Raw genomic sequence first — 18,062 nt, 5'->3', positions numbered from 1 at the left:
GGGGTCAGCGGCCGCCGGCGCCGCTGCGCGACTGCTCGGAGTTCTCCACCAGCACCGCCTCGGCCAGCTGATTGAGCTGCTGCCACAGCTCGATGGCGATATCCATGCCGCCTTCCAGGGCGCCCTGTCCGGCGCGGGCGAACTGCTCGGGGCTGACCTGGCGGTAGCCGCTGCGCTGGCCGGAGCTGCCGTGCAGCTGGCCGAGCAGGTCGATGCGGGTGCTCAGCAGCAGGGTCAGGGTCTGGGTGTCGGCGCTGGCCGGGTCGACCAGCAGCGCCTCGCTGTAGCTCGGGTAGGCGGCACCGGCGGCGATGCTGGCGACGTGCTCGCTGATCGGCCGCTTGCCGTTCTGCCAGTAGGCCAGGCCGCTGATGCCCTGGCGGGCGCAGTCGACCAGCAGCTTGAGGACGAACTTGCGGTTGTGGCAGTTGCGCACCTTGACGTTGACGCAGCCCTGTTCCAGGGCCTTGGTCTCGGCCAGCTCGACGATGCTCGGCAGGCAGTTCAGGGCGCTGCGGCCATGGCAGTCGAACAGCAGCGCCTGGCTCTCCTCGGCGAGCAACTGCAAGGCCGGGCGCTCGCGGTCGGCGACGAAGGGCAGGGCCCGCTGCAGCTCGCCGAAGCCCTGCTCGCCGTGCACTTGCAGCCATTTGACCAGGGCGGCGGCGTCCTCGTAGTAGCCGACCGGGTAGCCCATGCCCTCGAACACGCGCTTGAGCAGGGCGGTCAGTTCATTCGACGAAATCAGCATCAGCGTGTCTCCGGGGTCGGGGCCAGGGGCAGGAACCAGTCGTCCTCGAACGGCTGGCCGATGTCCTCGAGCAGCGGCGCGCCCTGGAACATGGTGTTGCGCACCCACAGCTTGGAGCGCGGGTCGAACTTGCTGACGCCGAAGAAGGCCAGCTTGCAGCGCAGTAGGTGCATCGGCAGCACCTCGCGGTCCAGCAGGTTGGCCTGGATCTCGCCGTAGTGGGTCCTGGCCATGCTCTGCATGCGCCGCACGATGCCGCGCTGCTCGGGGTGGCGCAGGAGGAAGCTGGCGGTGCACTGCTCGGGGTGCTCGGCCAGGTAGGCGCACAGCTGACGGTGGCATTGCTGCGCCAGGTAGCCGATGCCCAGGGGCATCTGCTTGTCGCGGCCGCTCTCCAGGTTGCAGTTGCCCAGGCGCGGCTCCTGCTTCTCCTCGGAGCGGTACCAGAAGGTCTCGGTGGCGCCGTCGGCGTCGAAGTCGATGGCCAGGGCCCAGGCGTAGTGCTGCTCGATCAGCCTGCGCAGCTCGCCGGCCGGCATCTGCGGCTGCAGCTCGAGGGACTCGACCAGGGCGAAGCTGTCCTCCAGGCTGTCGACCAGCTCGGGGTAGAGCTCCAGCAGGATGCAGTTGAGCAGCTCCTGGGCCTGCAGGCTGAGCTGGCGTTCGGCCCAGCCCAGCAGCTGCGCCCAGCTCTCCAGGGGCTGGCTGGCGAGCCAGTCCTGCAGGGCGGCGAAGTCCTCCAGCACCACCCGGTTGTTCTCGGTCTGCCAGGCGTCCTCGGTGACGGTCTGCTCGATATGCCGGATGCCGCGCTCGACCAGGCCGTGCAGGCGCGCCAGGCGCTCGGCGGTGACCTGGCCGAGGCCGCGCACCCGGGCCAGGGCCAGCTCGCGCATCTCGATCCAGCGACCGATCAGCTGCGGGTGGTTGATCAGGTAGGGCGCCATGCCCAGGCCGGTGGAGTTGCCGATGCCGAAATAGCGCTTGAGCTGCGGCTGCAGGGGCACAGCGGTGTCCGGCGCACGCCGGCGGGCGATGTGCTCGGCCTGTTGCAGGCTGAAGTTGCGCAGCATGAAGCAGTTGAACATCTCCGCGGCGAAGGGCCGGGCGAAGTCCGGGTGCTTGCTGCTGACCTTCTCCCAGTCGGCCATGCCCAGCTTGCCGCTGCCGTAGACCGCGGTGGTGCGGTAGAGGTAGCCGACCCGGGCGATCTGCTCGACCTCGGGCTGGCGGCCGGCGCTCAGGGCGTCCACCACGCTGTCGAAGTTGCGCACGCTGCGGTTGGCCCGCGACAGCACCATGACCCGCGCATCCAGGCGTCCGGCCTCCTGCAGCGGCACGTTGCGGCGCAGGAACTCGACGTAGTCGTCGTCCACCTCGCCTTCGCACAGGGCCATGGTCAGGTCCCATTCGCTGGCGATCACCCGGTCGTTGCGCTTGTCCGGGTCGAGGTACTGGGAGAACAGCACGAAGCTGAATAGATCGCCGCTGGTCTGGATGCGGTAGATCACCGTGCCGTAGCCCTGCTCATCCAGCTCGAAGCGCCGCGCCTCGATCCGCCAGCCCTCGCGCATGATCTTGCGCACCAGGCAGCGCATGAAGCTCAGGCGGCTCTGGTGCAGGCTGCCGAGGCGTTCCAGGTCCATCACCACGTGGGGCGGACGCAGGCGCAGGGCGCTGGCCCCGCCGATGCCCGGTTCGATGCTGGATGGAGTGCTCATAGGCTTGCCCTCGAGTGATGCGGTGCACACCCGGCGGTTCGACCCGCAGGGTGCGGCGGATTGTTGTTATCTGCCGCCGATGGTGGTGCAACGCCTGGCCCGGAGCAATTCAGATCGGCCTATCAGCTGATAAGTGAAACTTATCTGGATGGCAGTTTCGATCAGTGTGATCCCTTGTCCGCCCGAGCCGGATTCAATTCGGCATCGCGCAGGATGAATTCGTACAAGGCCTGGGCCGCCACCGGCAACGAGCGGTTGGCCAGGCAGACGATGCCGATGTCGCGACCCACCAGTGGATCGTTCAGGGGGATGAAGCGCAACTGGCCGTGTTCGGCCGGGAAGGCGAAGCGCGGCAAGGTGGTGATGCCCATGCCCGCCTCGAGCATGGCCAGCAGCGAGATCATGTTGGACATATAGAACTGCGCGTCGGCCACCAGCTCCTCGGCCTCGGTGCCCGACAGCAGGCGCGAGGTGCCGTTGGCGATCAGTCGCTCGCCGCGCAGCTGCTGCCAGCCCAGCGTGGCTTCATCGGCCAGGCGGTGGTCGCTACGACAGACCACGCCGATGCTGTCCTCCCAGATGGGGGTGAAGCGGATGTCGCTGTCCGCCTCCCACAGGCTGGCGATGCCGAAGTCCACCTGCTGGTTCTCGACCATCGCCAGCACCGCCTCGGAGCTGTCGTCGAACAGGCTGACATGCAGGTCGGTGGCGTCGCCGATGAAGCGCGCGAGTATGTCCGGCAGCAGGCGGCTGGCGATCGACGGCACGGAAGCGATGCGCAGATGCCCGGACTTGTGCTGGGCGATCAGGTTCATGTCGTTGACCACCCGGTCGTGGTGGGCGATCAGCTCCTTGGCATAGACCATGAACTGCACGCCGAAGGGGGTCAGCTCCGGCCGCGCCGCGCGGGCATTGCGCTTCTCGAACAGGGCCTGGCCGAGCTTGCCCTCCAGGTCGCGGATCGACAGGGAGATGGCCGGTTGGGTGCGGTGCGCCTTCTCCGCCGCGGCGTGGAAACCCTGGAGCTCGGCGACCCAGACGAAATGCCGCAATTGGGCGATCTTCAGCTCGGGCAGCATGGTAAGTTTTCCTTATCAAACAATATTTACTATTAATTTTAGTTTATTTCGGACGGCGCCTACCATTCGGCTACAGCTTGAGAGGAGGCGCACATGTCCACTGATATCTTCCGCAACTACATCAACGGTGAATGGGTCACCGGCACCCGCAGCGTGGCCAACGTCAGCCCGGCCAACGTCCAGGACGTGCTGGGCCAGTACGCCCAGGCCGATGCCGAGCAGGTCGAGCAGGCCCTGGCCGCCGCCCAGGCCGGGCAGGAGCAGTGGCAGCAGAGCGGCCTGGAGCAGCGCTACCAGGTGCTGATGGCCATCGGCGACGAACTGATCGCGCGCAAGGCCGAGCTGGGCGAGCAACTGGCCCGCGAGGAGGGCAAGACCCTGGCCGAAGGCATGGGTGAAGTCTACCGCTCCGGCCAGTTCTTCCATTATTACGCCGCCGAAGTGCTGCGGCAGATGGGCGAGACCGCCGACTCGGTGCGCCCCGGCGTGGAAATCGAGACCCGCCGCGAGCCGGTGGGCGTGGTCGCCATCATCACCCCGTGGAACTTTCCCATGGCCACCGCGGCCTGGAAGATCGCCCCGGCCCTGGCCTTCGGCAATGCCGTGGTGTTCAAGCCGGCCAACGCGGTACCGGCCAGCGCCTGGTCGCTGACCGAGATCATCGCCCGCCAGGGGCTGCCGGCCGGCACCTTCAACCTGCTGATGGGCAGCGGCGCCACGGTCGGCGACGCGCTGATCCACTCGCAGAAGATCCAGGCCCTGAGCTTCACCGGCTCGGTGGAGACCGGGCGCAAGGTGGCCAGCGCCACCGCCGCCAACTTCGTCCGCTGCCAGCTGGAGATGGGCAGCAAGAACGCCCTGATCGTGCTCGACGACGCCGACCTGGAGCAGGCGGTGGAGTGCGCGCTGAACGGCGCCTTCTTCGGCACCGGGCAGAAGTGCACCGCGTCCTCGCGGCTGATCGTCACCGCCGGCGTGCACGACCGTTTCGTCGCCAGGCTGGTCGAGCGCATGGGCCAGCTCAAGGTCGGTTACCCGCTGCGCGAGGGCGTGCAGATCGGTGCGGTGATCGACGGCAAGCAGCTGGAGCAGAACCTGCGCTACATCGAGCAGGCCCAGGCCGAGGGCGCCCGCCTGGTCTGTGGCGGCGAGCGCATCGAGGAGGAGTACGAGGGCTTCTACATGCGCCCGGCGCTGTTCGTCGACACCCGCAACGACATGCGGATCAACCGCGACGAGGTGTTCGGTCCGATCGCCTGCGTGATCAAGGTCGCCGACTACGAGCAGGCCCTGGCCACCCTCAACGACACCGACTTCGGCCTCACCGCCGGGATCATGACCCAGTCGCTGAAGTACGCCAGCGACTTCAAGCGCCGCGCCAAGACCGGCTGCGTGATGGTCAACTTGCCGACCGCCGGTACCGACTACCACGTGCCGTTCGGCGGCCGCAAGAACTCCAGCTTCGGCCCGCGCGAACAGGGCACTTACGCCCGCGAGTTCTACACCGTGGTCAAGACCACCTACATCCGTGCCTGAGGTGTGCGCCATGCATGACGACCTGATCGTGATCGACGGCCTGCAGTACTCCAACTGGGACCGCGAGCTGTTCACCCAGCTGCGCCAGGGCGGGGTCACTGCGGTGCACGTGACCCTGGTGTACCACGAGAACGCCCGCGAGACCCTGAGCCGCCTGGGTGAGTGGAACCGCCGCTTCGAGCAGCACGGCGACCTGATCATGCCGGTGGCTGACGCCGCCGACATTCGCCGAGCCAAGGAGCTGGGCAAGGTGGGGATCTTCTTCGGCGCGCAGAATTGCTCGCCGATCGAGGACGATATCGCCCTGATCGAGGTGTTCCGCCAGCTCAACCTGCTGATCATGCAGCTGACCTACAACAACCAGAGCCTGCTGGCCACCGGTTGCTACGAGGGCAGCGACAGCGGCATCACGCGCTTCGGCAAGCAGGCCATCGCCGAGATGAACCGGGTCGGCATGCTCATCGACATGTCGCACAGCGCCGAGCGCAGCACCCTGGAGGCGATCGAGCTGTCGAGCCGGCCGATCATCATCTCCCACGCCAATCCGGGGTTCTTCCATCCGGCCAAGCGCAACAAGTCGGAGACCGTGCTGCGTGAACTGGGCCAGTCCGGTGGCCTGCTCGGCTTCAGCCTGTACCCCTTCCACCTGCACAACGGCTCGGACTGCACCCTGGCGCAGTTCTGCGACATGGTCGCGCGCACCGCCGACCTGATCGGCATCGACCACATCGGCATCGGCACCGACCTGTGCCAGAACCAGCCGCAGTCGGTGCTGGAGTGGATGCGCAGCGGCCGCTGGTCGAAGCAGGTCGACTACGGCGAGGGCTCGGCGAGCAACGCCGACTGGCCCAAGCCGCTCGGCTGGTTCGGCGACAGCCGCGACTTCCCGAACATCACCCAGGGCCTGCTGCAGCGCGGTTTCACTGCAGAGGACACCGCCAAGGTGATGGGGCTCAACTGGCTGCACACCCTGGAGCAGGGCCTCAAGCCTGCCCCGTAACTGTCCTGAACAACTCAACAAGTACAAGATTCTTGTCAGGAGAACACTATGAACAGCAAATCGCAGGCGGCCCAACTGGGGGCCGTCGACAGTGGCAAAAGCTCCCTGCTGCGTGATGTGGATATACCGGTGCTGCTGATGAGCGGCGGCTTCGTCCTGCTCTTCGCCATCCTCGCGCTGCTGGACATCGAACTGATGACCCAGTGGGTGAATGCCGCCTTCGCCTGGTCGACCAAGCTGTTTGGCGCCTACTGGCAGGTGCTGCTGCTGCTGACCTTCGTCATCGGCCTGCTGCTGGCCATCGGCCGCACCGGCCGCGTGCGCCTGGGCGCCCTGGCCAAGCCCGAGATGCCCACCTACACCTGGGTGTCGATCATCATGTGCACCCTGCTGGCCGGCGGCGGCGTGTTCTGGGCGGCGGCCGAGCCGATGGCCCACTTCCTCTCGCCACCGCCGCTGCACGGCGGTGAGACGGGCACCCCGCAGGCGGCCTACAACGCGCTGGCGCAGAGTTTCATGCACTGGGGCTTCCTCGCCTGGGCGATTCTCGGCAGCCTCAGCGGCATAGTGCTGATGCACCTGCACTACGAGAAGGGCCTGCCGCTCAAGCCGCGCACGCTGCTCTACCCGGTATTCGGCGAGCGCGTGATGACCGGCTGGTTCGGCGCCCTGGTCGATGCCTGCTGCGTGCTGGCGGTGGTCGCCGGCACCATCGGCCCGATCGGCTTCCTCGGCCTGCAGGTGAGCTTCGGCCTGGAGAAGCTGTTCGGCATCGGCAACGACTACGGCACCCAGCTGACCATCATCTGCATCCTGGTCGGCATCTACACCCTCTCCGCGGTGTCCGGGGTGACCCGTGGGATCAAGCTGCTCAGCCAGCTGAACGTGGTGCTGGCGGTAGTGTTGATGCTGTTCATCCTGCTGTTCGGCCCGACCGCGTTCATCTTCGATGCCTACCTGCAGTCCATGGGCATCTACCTGGACAAGTTCATCCCCATGGCCACCTTCCGCGCCGACCCGGCCTGGCTGGACTGGTGGACGGTGTTCTTCTGGGGCTGGTTCCTCGGTTATGGCCCGCTGATGGCGATGTTCGTCGCGCGCATCTCCCGTGGCCGTACCATCCGCGAGCTGGTGACCATGATCTCGATAGTCGCGCCGGTGATCACCTGCTTCTGGTTCACCATAGTCGGCGGCAGCGGCCTGGCCTTCGAGCTGAGCAACCCCGGTTCGGTGTCCGAAGCCTTCGCCGGCTTCAACCTGCCCGGCGCGCTGCTGGCGATCACCGCGCAGCTGCCTTTGGGCTACCTGATCTCGGTGCTGTTCCTGATCCTCACCATCATCTTCGTCACCACCACCGGCGACTCGATGACCTACACCATCTCCATGGTGATGACCGGCACCGACCACCCGCGCTCGGAAATCCGCGTGTTCTGGGGCGTGATGATGGGCGTGGTGGCGGCCCTGCTGATCTCCATCGGTTCGGGCGGCATCAGCGCGCTGCAATCGTTCATCGTCATCACCGCCGTGCCGGTGTCGCTGGTGCTGCTGCCGGCGCTGTGGAACGCCCCGCAGATCGCTCGGCGCATGGCCGACGAGCAAGGGCTCTAATCCCCGCAAGTTTTGGGGGAGTGCGGCAGCCGTCGCCTCCCCCTTTTTTATTCCGCAGAAAATAGGAGCACGCCATGCAACAGGCCGTGAAGACCCAGCTGTTTCCGTCCAAGGCCCCGCTGGAGTGGGCGGTGATCGGCAACGGCACCCTGTACACCGCGCAGATTCCCATCGACGCCCAGGGCCAGGTGGTGCCCGGCGGCATCGAGGCGCAGACCCGGCAGACCCTGGACAACCTCAAGCACACCCTGGAATGCGCGAACCTGGGCATGGACGCGGTGACCCAGGTGCTGATCTACGTCACCGACCGCAGCTACCTGGCCACGGTCAACGCGGTCTACGCCGAATACTTCAGGGCGCCGTACCCCAATCGCGCGGCCATGGTCATCGCCGGCCTGGCGCGCGAGGAAATGCTGGTGGAGCTGGTGGTCTACGCCGCCGCCTGATTCGCCTTGCTGCCGCGCCGGCCGTGATCCGCGGCGGCGCAGCGAGCGCCCCAGGGGCGCTCATTCCGCCGAGTCGGCCACCGCACCGTCCCGGCGGTATCCCTCCCTTCTCCCGCACGAGCAGCCAGGCTCCACAAGAGCCGCGGCGCTTGCTGCGGCGCCTCGGCGCTCCGCCCCCACGTCGGCTACCTTCAAGGCATGGCTGGCGGACTCGGCGCCACGCCCTGGGCGGTGGTGCATGCGTCGGCCATCCTTTGCCGCGTGGCGCACAGGAGGCTTGAGATTCCCACGCTGCACAGGCAGCATGCAGCCCGCTCCGGGTTGGCCGACACCGCTGTGCCGGCTGGAAGGGGCAAAGCCATTGCGCCCTTGCGCGCCACTGCATCACCTGAGCCGAAGGAGCGAGTGAGTGCGCCCACTTAGAGCCAACTTCCAGCGCGCCCTCGACTGGCGGCTGATGCTCGCTGCGTTGCTGTTGTGGGGCGGGCTGGCCGCCATCGTCACCGAACTTGCCGGGGGCGCCGCCCGCGAGCATGCGCTGAGCCAGGTGGACAACGAGCTGCACACGCAGAGCCAGCTGCGCCTGGAGTCCCTGGCGCGGCAGGTCGACCGCCGCCGCCAGCAGGTGCGCCTGCTCGCCAAGACCCCTCCGGTCTTCGGCATCGCCCGGGCCACGGGCAACCAGGGCTACGATGCGCTGGAGCAGAGTTCGCTGGAGAGCTGGCAGCGCCGTCTGGAAGGCATTTTCAGCGCCTTCGCCACGACCACCCCCGATGTCCTGCAGGTCAGCCTGATCGGCGTCGCCGATGGCGGGCGCGAACTGGCGCGGGTGGTCCAGCGCGGCAGTCGGGTCCAGGTGCTGAGCGCCGAGCAGCTGCAGCGCCGGGGGGATGCCCATTACTTCAGGGAAACCCTCAGGCTCCGCAACAACGAGGTGTTCGTCTCGGCCATCGAGCGCGAGGAGGGCGCCGATGAACGGCAGTCGCCGGTGCTGACGATGCGCCTGGCGGCGCCGGTGATAGGCGCCGACGGAGCCGTGTTCGCCGTAGTGCTGGTGGAGCTGGATGCCAGCCGGCTGCTGGCCGTCATGCGGGCCAGCCCGGGCGAGCAGCCGCTACGGGTCTATGTGAGCAACCGGGACGGCTATTTCCTGCTGCATCCGGATTCGGGCCGGGGCCTGGCGTCGGAGTCCGGCCGCAACTGGCGCTGGCAGGATGAGTTCGGCGCCGGCCCGATGCCGCCGGAACGGCGCGTGCAGCAGGTCCTGCTGGCGCCGGCCACCACCGCCTACGCGGTTAGCCGTCAGTTGGCGCTCAACCCGGGGACTGGCGAGGACTCCGGCCTGACCCTGACCATGGTCATGGACGACGCCCAGGTCGCGAGCGCCGCAACAACCGCGCGCAAGACCGTGGCGCTGGCGCTGCTCGGCGGCGGCGTGCTTGCCGCGCTGCTGGTGCTCGCCCTGCATCGCCAGCGCCGTGCCCTGTACCGGCGCCAGGCCGCCCTGGCGGCGATAGTCGGGGGCGCCCAGGACGCGATCATCGGCAGCACCCTCGACGGCCTGGTCAGCAGCTGGAATCCGGCGGCGCAGCGGCTGTTCGGCTATCGCGCCGAGGAGGCGATCGGTCAGCCCCTGGCCGAGCTGGTCGTGCCCCAGGCGCTGGCCGAGGAGGATCGCAGCCTGCGCCAGCGCGCCCTGGCGGGGGAAATGCTGCCGCCGCTCGAGTGCCAGCGGCGACGCCGGGACGGTAGCCTGCTGCCGGTCGTCCTGACGGTCGCTCCGGTTGCGACCGCCAGCGGCATCATCGGCTTGGCCGACACCGTCCGCGCGCCGGCCGCCCAGCCCTTGCCGGATACGCCGGCCGAGGACTCTCGGGCCGCGCTCGAACGCCTGGTGCAGGCGCGCACGGAGCAGGTCCGGCGCGCTGCCGGCCTGTCGCGTGCGGCGCTCGCCGGCGCCGGCCACGGCGTGCTCGCCACCGATCTGGAGGGGCTGATCACCCTGTGCAATCCTGCCGCCGAACGCCTGCTCGGCTATGCCGCCGAGGAACTTGTCGGCCAGCACACGCCGCTGCTCTGGCTCGACCCCCGGCAACTCGCGCAGCGCGCCGAGCGCTTCGCGCGGGAACTGCAGCAGACGCTGGCGCCGGGCTTCGAGACCCTGATCGCCAAGACCCGACGCAACCTGCCGAACCAGCACCGCTGGACCCTGATCCGCAAGGACGGCTCGGCGCAGGTGGCGCTGCTGACAGTGACCGCCTTGCACGAGGAGCAGGGCGCCAGCCAGGGGTTGGTCGTCGTCGCCGTGGAAGTCCCGCCGACTCAGCCGGAGCCGCGCGCGGCGGCCCTGGCGGTCGGCCCCGGTGCGCCACGCCCCGCCGGCGTCCACGCGCGGTCGCGGGAGCTGTCCGGCCTCCGCCTGCTGCTGGTCGAGGACAACCCGACCAATCGGCAGGTGGCGCACGCCCTGCTGGCCAGCGCCGGTGCCGAGGTGGAGGTCGCCTGCGATGGCGAGGCCGGGGTCGCCGCGCTGGCCTCGGCCCAGACGCCGTTCGATGCGGTGCTGATGGACATCCAGCTGCCCGGCATGGACGGCTACGCCGCCTGCCATGAGATGCGCCGCCGCTACGCCAGCGAGCAGCTGCCGATCATCGCCATGACCGCCAACGCGATGCCCGCCGATCGCGCCGCCGCCCTGGAGGCGGGGATGAACGAGCATATCGGCAAGCCGTTCGAGCTGGCCACCCTGGTCGCGGTGATCCGCGGGTTGACCGGGCGGGGCCCGCGGCAGGCGCCTGCGCCCGTGACGGGCGTGGCGGAGCCGCGGCCCGTGCTCGACAGCGTTACGGCGTTGCGGCGCTTCGAAGGCAACCAGGCGATCTACCGGCAGGCCCTGGCGCAGTTCATAGCGCAACTGGCCGAGCTGCCGGAGGCGTTGGAGGAGGAGCGCGCACGGCTCCGCGCGCGGCTGCACAACCTCAAGGGGCTGGCCGCGACCCTGGGGGCCGACGCGTTCGCGGCGGTGGCGGGCGAGGCCGTTCAGCTGCTGGCGGGCGACTGCACGCCGGAGCGCTGGGCGGAGCAGGGCGCGGCCCTGCAGAGCGCCGGGCGCGACGCGGCGGGCGCGGCCGGCCTGCTGCTCGCCGAGGTGCCGGACGAGGTCGAGGCCCGGACGCCCGGCCCCGGCATGAGCGAGGACAGCCTGCACGATGAGCTGTTGGCGTTGTGGCAATTGCTGGCGACCCATAATATGGGCGCACTGTTCGCGTACGACCGGTTGAGCAAGCATTATCAGGGTGCCGCCTCGCGCCCGCTGGCACAGCTGGGGGAGGCGATCGAACGACTCGATTTTGCCGCGGCGATGGTGCAGTGCCAGGCTTTGCTGGCTAACAGGGAGGAAGAATGAGCACAAGCTGCGGCACCGGGCCAGGCCCTTACGACCTCGGAGGACGACGCGCGCGCCTGCTGGTGGTCGATGACGAACCGGTCTTCGTCAGGCTGATCCACCAGCTGTTCTCTGCCGAGCATGAGGTGTTCATGGCCACCAGCAGCGAGCAGGCCCTGGATATCTGCGCCCATTCGGCGCCGGACCTGATCCTGCTGGACGTGGTGATGCCGGGGATGGACGGGCTGGAGTTGTGCCGGCGCCTGAAGCAGTTGCCGCAGGCCCAGGCAATCCCGGTGATCTTCGTCACCGCGCGGGAGTCCCTGGACGAGGAAACCGCCTGCTGGGCCGCCGGCGGGGTCGATTTCGTCAACAAGCCGTTCAACCCGCTGACCCTGCGCAACCGGGTCAATGTCCACCTGGCGCTGAAGTTCCAGGCCGATCGCCTGCGCGAGATGGCCTTCGTCGACGGCCTGACCGGCATCGCCAATCGTCGCCAGTTCGAGGAGCGGCTGGAGCTGGAGTTCCGTCGCTCACGGCGCAATGGCAGCGCGCTGGCGCTGCTGATGATCGATGTCGACTTCTTCAAGCCTTACAACGACCGCTACGGCCACCAGGCCGGCGACGAATGCCTGCGCCGGGTCGCGTCGCTGCTGAAGGCGAGCATGAGCCGCCCCGGCGACCTGGCGGCGCGCTATGGCGGTGAGGAGTTCGTCTTCCTGCTGCCGGAAACCAACGAGGCCGGCGCGCGGGTCATCGCCCAGCGACTGGTGGATGCGGTCCGCCAGCTCAACCTGGAGCACCTCGATTCCGCTGTCGCCGCCGTGGTGACGATCAGCATCGGCGCGGCCGTGCTGGGCCCGGATTCGAGTGAGTCGTGCAGGGCGCTCGTCACCCTGGCCGATGCCCAGCTCTACCGCGCCAAGAAGCAGGGCCGCGGGCGCGTCTGCTGCGCCCTGACCCCCGCCGATCACGACGCCGCGGCCCAGACCTGAGCCACGCTGGGTTCGGCCAGGGGCCGCGCGGCGACCCCTGCGCACCCAGTCTGTGGCGGCCCCGGGGTTGATCAGCTCAACGAGTATTCTTCGCCGAGCACCGCCGGATCGAAGGGCCTGCGGCCGAACACGCGGCGGACCATGGGCCGGAAATACTCCAGGTCCGGGGTCGGGTAGGCCGGATCGAACGAGGCCTGGTCCCATTTCTCGCAGAAGTCCACGCACAGCTGATAGGCCGGATGGTCCTGGTACCTGTCGCGCTCGTGGCGATCGCCGCCGAAGTGGTGGGCGTAGTAGAAGTTCTGGAACAGCCCGTGATGGTGCAGCACCCAGGTCACCTCCGAGCGCACGTAGGGCCTGATCACCGCGGCCGCCAGCTGCGAGTGGTTGTAGGGCGCCAGCTCGTCGCCGATGTCGTGGATCAGGGCGGCGACTATCATGTCCTCGTCGGCGCCGTCGGCCTCGGCCCGGGCCGCGGTTTGCAGCGAGTGCTGCAGGCGGCTCACCCGGTAGCCGCTGAGGCTGTGTTGCAGTTCGGCCAGGGCCGCGAGAATGCGCTCCGGCAGCTTCTGGTTGAACTCGCTTTCCAGGCGGTCGAGGAACTCGTATTCCTCGCGAGTGCCGTCTTTCATCTGAGTGAATTGCACGCTGTTCATCAGGCGACTTCCTTAAGGGTGCTGAGCTGGATGCGAACGCTGGCATAGCGTTCGCGCGGGCCGTCGAGGTCGATGTAGCAGCCTTGCAGGTGCCGCGGACCTTCGGACGGATCGAAACGGGTGCGGCCGTGCAGGACCCGGCTGTTGTCGAAGAGCATCAGCTCGCCGGCCAGCAGGGGGAAGCGGATCTGGTAGGCCGGGTCGCAGAACAGTTCGCCCAGACGCTGGCGGGCGCGGTGGAAGGCTTTCAGCTGCTCGAGCGGCAGCAGCGGCAGGCCATCGAGGCGGGGGCTGTAATGCACGCCCAGGGTGCGGCCCTGGGCGTCGGTCTTGATGATCGGCTTGTGGCTGACCAGCTCGGTACCGCGGTCGATGAAGCGGTACTTGACCGAGGTGTCCTTGAGCAGCCGGTAGCCCTCGGGGTCCGTCGCGGCCAGTTCACGGACCACGCTGACGCTGTCCACCAGGGTCGACAGGCCACCGCTGGTCTGGTTGACCAGACAGTGCAGCAGCTGGATGCCCGGCACGGGATCGCGATAGGGGTTGTCGGTATGCGGGCCGAGATGCACCCCGGTATAGGCCAGGTCGTTGGCATCGGGCTTGGAGAAGACCTCGAAGTAACGGCCGAAGTTGGTTTCCTTGAGGTAGCCGAACTTGGCGGCTACATCGAGGATGCTCAGCGGCGCGGTGGGTACCTGGGTCAGGACCACGAAGCCGTAGCGCAGGTAGCTGTCGAGCGCCGTCAGGAAGCGCTCGGGGATCTGCATGTCCGGCCAGGAAAAGCGCATCGCGGCCTGATCCAGGGCGCTGTCCCAGCCCTGGGCGGCGGGAAAGGCGTCGTCCGCGTCCAGCTCGGCGTGCAGGAACGAGAAGTCGTACAGGGAGCTATGACCGTCGCTGAAGGCGAGCCGGGCCTGCAGCGCACCGACCGGTTCCAGCGCGAGCAGGGCGATCTCCGGGTCGATGGCGTGGGAGTCGAACAGCCGCTGCTGGGTCTGCCGATCCAGTTGCGCGGGGTCCTGGCTGCGTTCGCGCAGCCAGAGCGCGGGGAGCTCGGTTGTTTCGCCGTTGGCGCGGACTTTTACTGCAGGCGGGGCCTGCTCGAAGATGACCTCGATTTCTTTCATTGCCTATATCCCGTGATGCCGGTGCTGTTTGGGGGGCAGTTTTTCGAACGCTCGTACCGGCCGCGGCCAGTCGCGCTGCATGATCGGGCCGCTCTGCGGCGGCTGCCTCGAGGCTTTGTCGGGCGAGCCCCGGCGGCGCTGCGGCGGGCGCAGGCCGTGGCCGAATCGTCGCACCTGGCGCCACTGCGGCCCAGCCGCCTTAGTTGATGCGCAGACATGCAAAAAGTTTATGACTCGTCAGGGGTGCCTGGGGCCGTCACCGCGGGGGCTTGAGCCGGCGGGGGGCTGGCCGTGAGCGGGCCACTACAGGCGTCAGTGCGCTGCGGGGCTATCTCCCGGCTGTGCGCTCTGTGCATGCCTGGCGGCTGGAGCGGCACTGACTGCCGACCGGGGCGCCAGCGGCGGAATCCACGATCCTTCGCTGCTTATGCGTAATCGAAGTAAAAAGTTCCTTTGTCATCAAAGATTTATATATCAGCAACGGCGCTGAAATGATCCGCCGCGAGTATTCCCCCCAGCACAAGCGAGCCTCAGCGCTCGGTGTTTTCAACACTTAAGACCATTAGGGGAATCTTCGATGATCCGTAAGCACTTCGCCGGTTTCGCAGCCAGCGCCCTGACTCTGGCCGTTTCCGCCCAGGCTTTCGCCGGCACCGTCACCACCGACGGCGCCGATATCGTGATCAAGACCAAGGGCGGCCTCGAAGTCGCCACCACCGACAAGGCCTTCAGCTTCAAGCTGGGCGGTCGTCTGCAGGCCGACTACGGTCGCTTCGACGGTTTCCACACCAAGAACGGCAACACCGGTGACGGCGCCTACTTCCGTCGCGCCTTCCTCGAACTGAGCGGCGTGGCGTACCAGGACTGGAAGTACGTGATCAGCTACGACTTCGCCCACAACGCCGGCAGCGCCGAAGACGGCTACTTCGACGAGGCCTCCATCGCCTACACCGGTTTCGCCCCGGTGACCCTGAAGTTCGGCCGCTTCGACCCGGATTTCGGTCTGGAGAAGGCCACCAGCTCCAAGTGGATCACCGCCATCGAGCGTAACGCCGCGTACGAAGTCGCCGACTGGGTCAACGGCCACGAGAACGGCCTGGGCGCTCAGGCCAGCGCCGTAGTGGGCGGCATGGCCTGGGTTTCCGCCGGTCTGACGGCCAAAGACAGCAACGACAGCGACGGCGACAGCACCAAGCAGTTCAACGCCCGCGGCGTCTTCGCGCCGATGAGCGAGGCCGGCAACGTCCTGCACCTGGGCCTGAACTACGCCCAGCGCGACCTGGACGACGTTGCCGCCGACGGCCGCGTGCGTCCGCGTCTGACCGTGCGTGGCGTGTCCACCGCCGGCGGCAACGACGCCGGCGACAATGGCAACCGTGCCGTCTTCGGCGGCTTCCGCGGTGTGGCCGGCGACTTCGAGGACGACACCGCCTGGGGCGCCGAACTGGCCTGGGCCGCCGGTCCGCTGTCGGTGCAGGGCGAGTACCTGAGCCGCGAGCTGAAGGCCGACCGCGCCACCATCCAGGACATCGAGACCAGCGGCTACTACGGCCAGGTCGCCTACACCCTGACCGGCGAGTCGCGCGGCTACAAGCTGGACGGCGCCAAGTTCGACAGCATCAAGCCGAGCAACAAGCAGATCGGTGCCTGGGAACTGTTCTACCGCTATGACCACATCAGCGTGGAAGACGACAACATCGTCACCGCGACCGCCACCCGCGAAGTCGGCGACGCCGAAGCCAAGCTGCACACGGTCGGCGTCAACTGGTACGCCAACGAGTCGGTCAAGGTCGCGGCCAACTACGTGATGAGCGAAACCGACAAGATCACCAACGCCGCCGGCGACGACGACGGCGATGCCGTGGTGATGCGCCTGCAGTACGTGTTCTAAGCGACGCCATAGCGACTAGAAAAGAACAGCGCTCCACTGTAAGCCCCGCCACCGTGCGGGGCTTTTTTTCGCCCGCGCAACAGGCCAGACTGCGTCCATGCCGATTGCCACCCTGCACCGCCTCAGCGAACTCGATGCCGCGACCTGGGATGCCCTGTTGCCGGACGGGCAACCCTTTCTGCGCCATGCCTTCCTGTCGGCGCTGGAAGACAGCGCCAGCGTCGGTGGCCAGAGCGGCTGGCAGGCCGCCCACCAGCTGTGGCTGGACGAGCGGGAACGGCCCCTGGCGGCCATGCCGGCGTACGTCAAGCGTCACTCCTACGGCGAGTACGTGTTCGACCACGGCTGGGCCGATGCCTGCCGCCGCGCCGGCATCGCCTACTACCCCAAGTTGCTGGGGGCCATTCCCTTTTCTCCGGTCGGCGGTCCGCGCCTGCTGGGCGATCCGCTGGCCGCGTCCCGGCTGCTCGACCGGCTCAGCGAAAGCCTGGAGCGCCAGGGCCTGTCCAGCCTGCACATCAACTTCACCGATGCTGCCGCCGACGAGTTGCTGCGCGGCCGCGACGGCTGGCTGGAGCGCCTCGGCTGCCAGTACCACTGGCGCAACCGCGGCTACCGCGACTTCCAGGACTTCCTCGACGGCCTCAGTTCACGCAAGCGCAAGCAGATCCGCAAGGAGCGCGAGCAGGTGGCGGGCCAGGGCATCGACTTCGACTGGCGCGAAGGCGCCCGGCTCAGCGAGGCGGAGTGGGACTTCGTCTACCTCTGCTACGCCAATACCTACCAGGTGCGCGGCCAGGCCCCCTACCTGACCCGGGACTTCTTCAGCCTGCTGGCCGAGCGCCTGCCGGACGCGATCCGCGTGGTGCTGGCGCGCCAGGGCGGCCGGCCGGTGGCCATGGCCTTCAGCCTGGTCGGTGGCGACAGCCTCTATGGCCGCTACTGGGGCTGCCTGGCGGAATTCGACCGCCTGCATTTCGAGACCTGCTTCTACCAGGGCATGGACCAGGCCATCGCCCAGGGCCTGCAGCGCTTCGACGCCGGCGCCCAGGGCGAGCACAAGCTGATCCGCGGTTTCGAGCCGGTGCTGACCCGCTCCTGGCACTACCTCTGCCACCCGGGCCTGCGCGCGGCGGTGGCGGATTTCCTCGAGCAGGAGCGGGTCGGCGTTGCGGGCTATGCCGAGGAGGCGCGCGGCCTGTTGCCCTATCGCCAGGGCTGAGGTTTTTCGCGGGCATGGCCCGCTCCTACTGAAGCAGCGTGTGCCTCCATACTGTAGGAGCGGGCCATGCCCGCGAAGCGATGTTGGATACACCAACCATCGCTGAGCCTTGTCAAAGCCAGACGGCATTCCAGAACGGGTAATCGCCGATCCGCGCAACCAAACCCGCCCGCAGCGGATTGGCCACGATGTAACGGGCGACGGCTCGTAGGTCTTCTTCTTCGCGCAGGGCATGGTCGTGAAAGGCTTTCGACCAGAGTGGGCCCGTTCGGCCCAGCACCCGGTTGGCGTTGCGGGAACTGGCGGATTTGAGTCGGCCAATCACTTCGCCGAGTGTGTCCTGGTCGCCAAGCTGCACCAGCCAGTGGACGTGGTCGGGCATCAGCACCCAGGCCAGCATGCGGCTCTCCCTGAGCAATCTGCTGTCCTCGAAACAGCGCGCGGCCGAGCAGGCTGCTTGAAAATGGGTGAATAGCGGTGCGCGATTTTCGCCGGTTGCGGTAATCAGATAAGCCGTATTGCTCAGGGAAAACCGGCCTTTGCGCAAGGCCGCGTGCCCCGGTTTTTTGTGGCTGTGATGCTCGTCCATAAGCATTCTCCTAGGGAATTTCGCGGCATGCCCCGCTCCTACGGGATAGGGGCATG

General features: G+C 67.7%; 14 protein-coding genes. 8 read left to right on the top strand and 6 right to left on the bottom strand.

Going from position 1 to position 18,062, the window contains the following annotated elements; all coding sequences use genetic code 11:
• Positions 1-4: 4 nt before the first annotated feature.
• The 3 genes from I0D00_RS15020 to I0D00_RS15010 form a co-directional block, all read right to left on the bottom strand.
• Positions 5-751: a DUF3726 domain-containing protein gene (locus I0D00_RS15020; RefSeq protein ID WP_213640643.1), complete on the bottom strand. Its 747-nt coding sequence runs from the start codon at positions 749-751 to the stop codon at positions 5-7.
• Positions 751-2,472 carry a hypothetical protein gene (locus I0D00_RS15015; RefSeq protein ID WP_213640642.1) on the bottom strand — a complete coding sequence of 574 codons (1,722 nt, stop codon included), beginning with the start codon at positions 2,470-2,472 and terminating at the stop codon, positions 751-753. Before I0D00_RS15015 ends, I0D00_RS15020 begins: the two co-directional genes overlap by 1 nt.
• Before the next feature lie 161 nt (positions 2,473-2,633).
• Positions 2,634-3,551: a LysR family transcriptional regulator gene (locus tag I0D00_RS15010; RefSeq protein ID WP_213640641.1), complete on the bottom strand. Its 918-nt coding sequence runs from the start codon at positions 3,549-3,551 to the stop codon at positions 2,634-2,636.
• Positions 3,552-3,644: 93 nt separating this feature from the next.
• Here I0D00_RS15010 and I0D00_RS15005 point away from each other — a divergent pair, with 93 nt between their 5' ends.
• The 6 genes from I0D00_RS15005 (at position 3,645) to I0D00_RS14980 (ending at position 12,521) form a co-directional block, all read left to right on the top strand.
• Positions 3,645-5,087, top strand: coding sequence for an aldehyde dehydrogenase family protein (locus I0D00_RS15005; protein ID WP_213640640.1), 1,443 nt, complete (start codon positions 3,645-3,647; stop codon positions 5,085-5,087).
• A 10-nt stretch (positions 5,088-5,097) separates the two neighbouring features.
• Positions 5,098-6,087, top strand: coding sequence for a membrane dipeptidase (locus I0D00_RS15000; RefSeq protein ID WP_213640639.1), 990 nt, complete (start codon positions 5,098-5,100; stop codon positions 6,085-6,087).
• Positions 6,088-6,135: 48 nt separating this feature from the next.
• The gene (locus I0D00_RS14995; RefSeq protein ID WP_213640638.1) at positions 6,136-7,695 is read left to right on the top strand and encodes a BCCT family transporter; all 1,560 of its coding nucleotides are present in this window, start codon (positions 6,136-6,138) and stop codon (positions 7,693-7,695) included.
• Between the two features lie 74 nt (positions 7,696-7,769).
• Complete coding sequence (locus I0D00_RS14990) at positions 7,770-8,141, top strand: RidA family protein (protein WP_213640637.1); 372 nt, start codon at positions 7,770-7,772, stop codon at positions 8,139-8,141.
• A 409-nt stretch (positions 8,142-8,550) separates the two neighbouring features.
• On the top strand, positions 8,551-11,547 hold the full coding sequence (locus I0D00_RS14985; protein WP_213640636.1) for a PAS domain-containing protein: 2,997 nt from the start codon (positions 8,551-8,553) through the stop codon (positions 11,545-11,547).
• Positions 11,544-12,521 (top strand): diguanylate cyclase, encoded by a 978-nt coding sequence (locus I0D00_RS14980; protein WP_213640635.1) that lies wholly within the window; start codon positions 11,544-11,546, stop codon positions 12,519-12,521. Before I0D00_RS14985 ends, I0D00_RS14980 begins: the two co-directional genes overlap by 4 nt.
• 71 nt (positions 12,522-12,592) lie before the next feature.
• Here the strand turns inward: I0D00_RS14980 and I0D00_RS14975 are convergent, their stop codons facing one another.
• Both I0D00_RS14975 and I0D00_RS14970 read right to left on the bottom strand, forming a co-directional pair.
• A complete protein-coding gene (locus I0D00_RS14975) occupies positions 12,593-13,177 on the bottom strand; it encodes an HD domain-containing protein (RefSeq protein ID WP_246533288.1) in 585 nt (194 codons plus the stop codon).
• Positions 13,177-14,304 (bottom strand): TauD/TfdA family dioxygenase, encoded by a 1,128-nt coding sequence (locus I0D00_RS14970; protein WP_213640634.1) that lies wholly within the window; start codon positions 14,302-14,304, stop codon positions 13,177-13,179. The genes I0D00_RS14975 and I0D00_RS14970 overlap by 1 nt, the downstream gene beginning before the upstream one ends.
• 577 nt (positions 14,305-14,881) lie before the next feature.
• Between I0D00_RS14970 and I0D00_RS14965 the strand changes: the two genes are divergently transcribed.
• Positions 14,882-16,195, top strand: coding sequence for an OprO/OprP family phosphate-selective porin (locus I0D00_RS14965; RefSeq protein WP_213640633.1), 1,314 nt, complete (start codon positions 14,882-14,884; stop codon positions 16,193-16,195).
• Positions 16,196-16,292: 97 nt separating this feature from the next.
• Entirely contained in the window at positions 16,293-17,417 is a 1,125-nt protein-coding gene (locus I0D00_RS14960; RefSeq protein WP_213640632.1) for a GNAT family N-acetyltransferase, read from the top strand.
• Positions 17,418-17,529: 112 nt separating this feature from the next.
• Here I0D00_RS14960 and I0D00_RS14955 read toward each other — a convergent pair whose 3' ends face one another.
• The gene (locus I0D00_RS14955; RefSeq protein ID WP_213640631.1) at positions 17,530-18,006 is read right to left on the bottom strand and encodes an REP-associated tyrosine transposase; all 477 of its coding nucleotides are present in this window, start codon (positions 18,004-18,006) and stop codon (positions 17,530-17,532) included.
• Positions 18,007-18,062: the final 56 nt, after the last annotated feature.

Origin of the sequence: Pseudomonas lalucatii (genome assembly GCF_018398425.1) — a bacterium.
Lineage (GTDB): Bacteria > Pseudomonadota > Gammaproteobacteria > Pseudomonadales > Pseudomonadaceae > Aquipseudomonas > Aquipseudomonas lalucatii.
The sequence above is the reverse complement of the archived record's forward strand: the minus strand, read 5'-3'. Positions and strand labels throughout refer to the sequence as shown.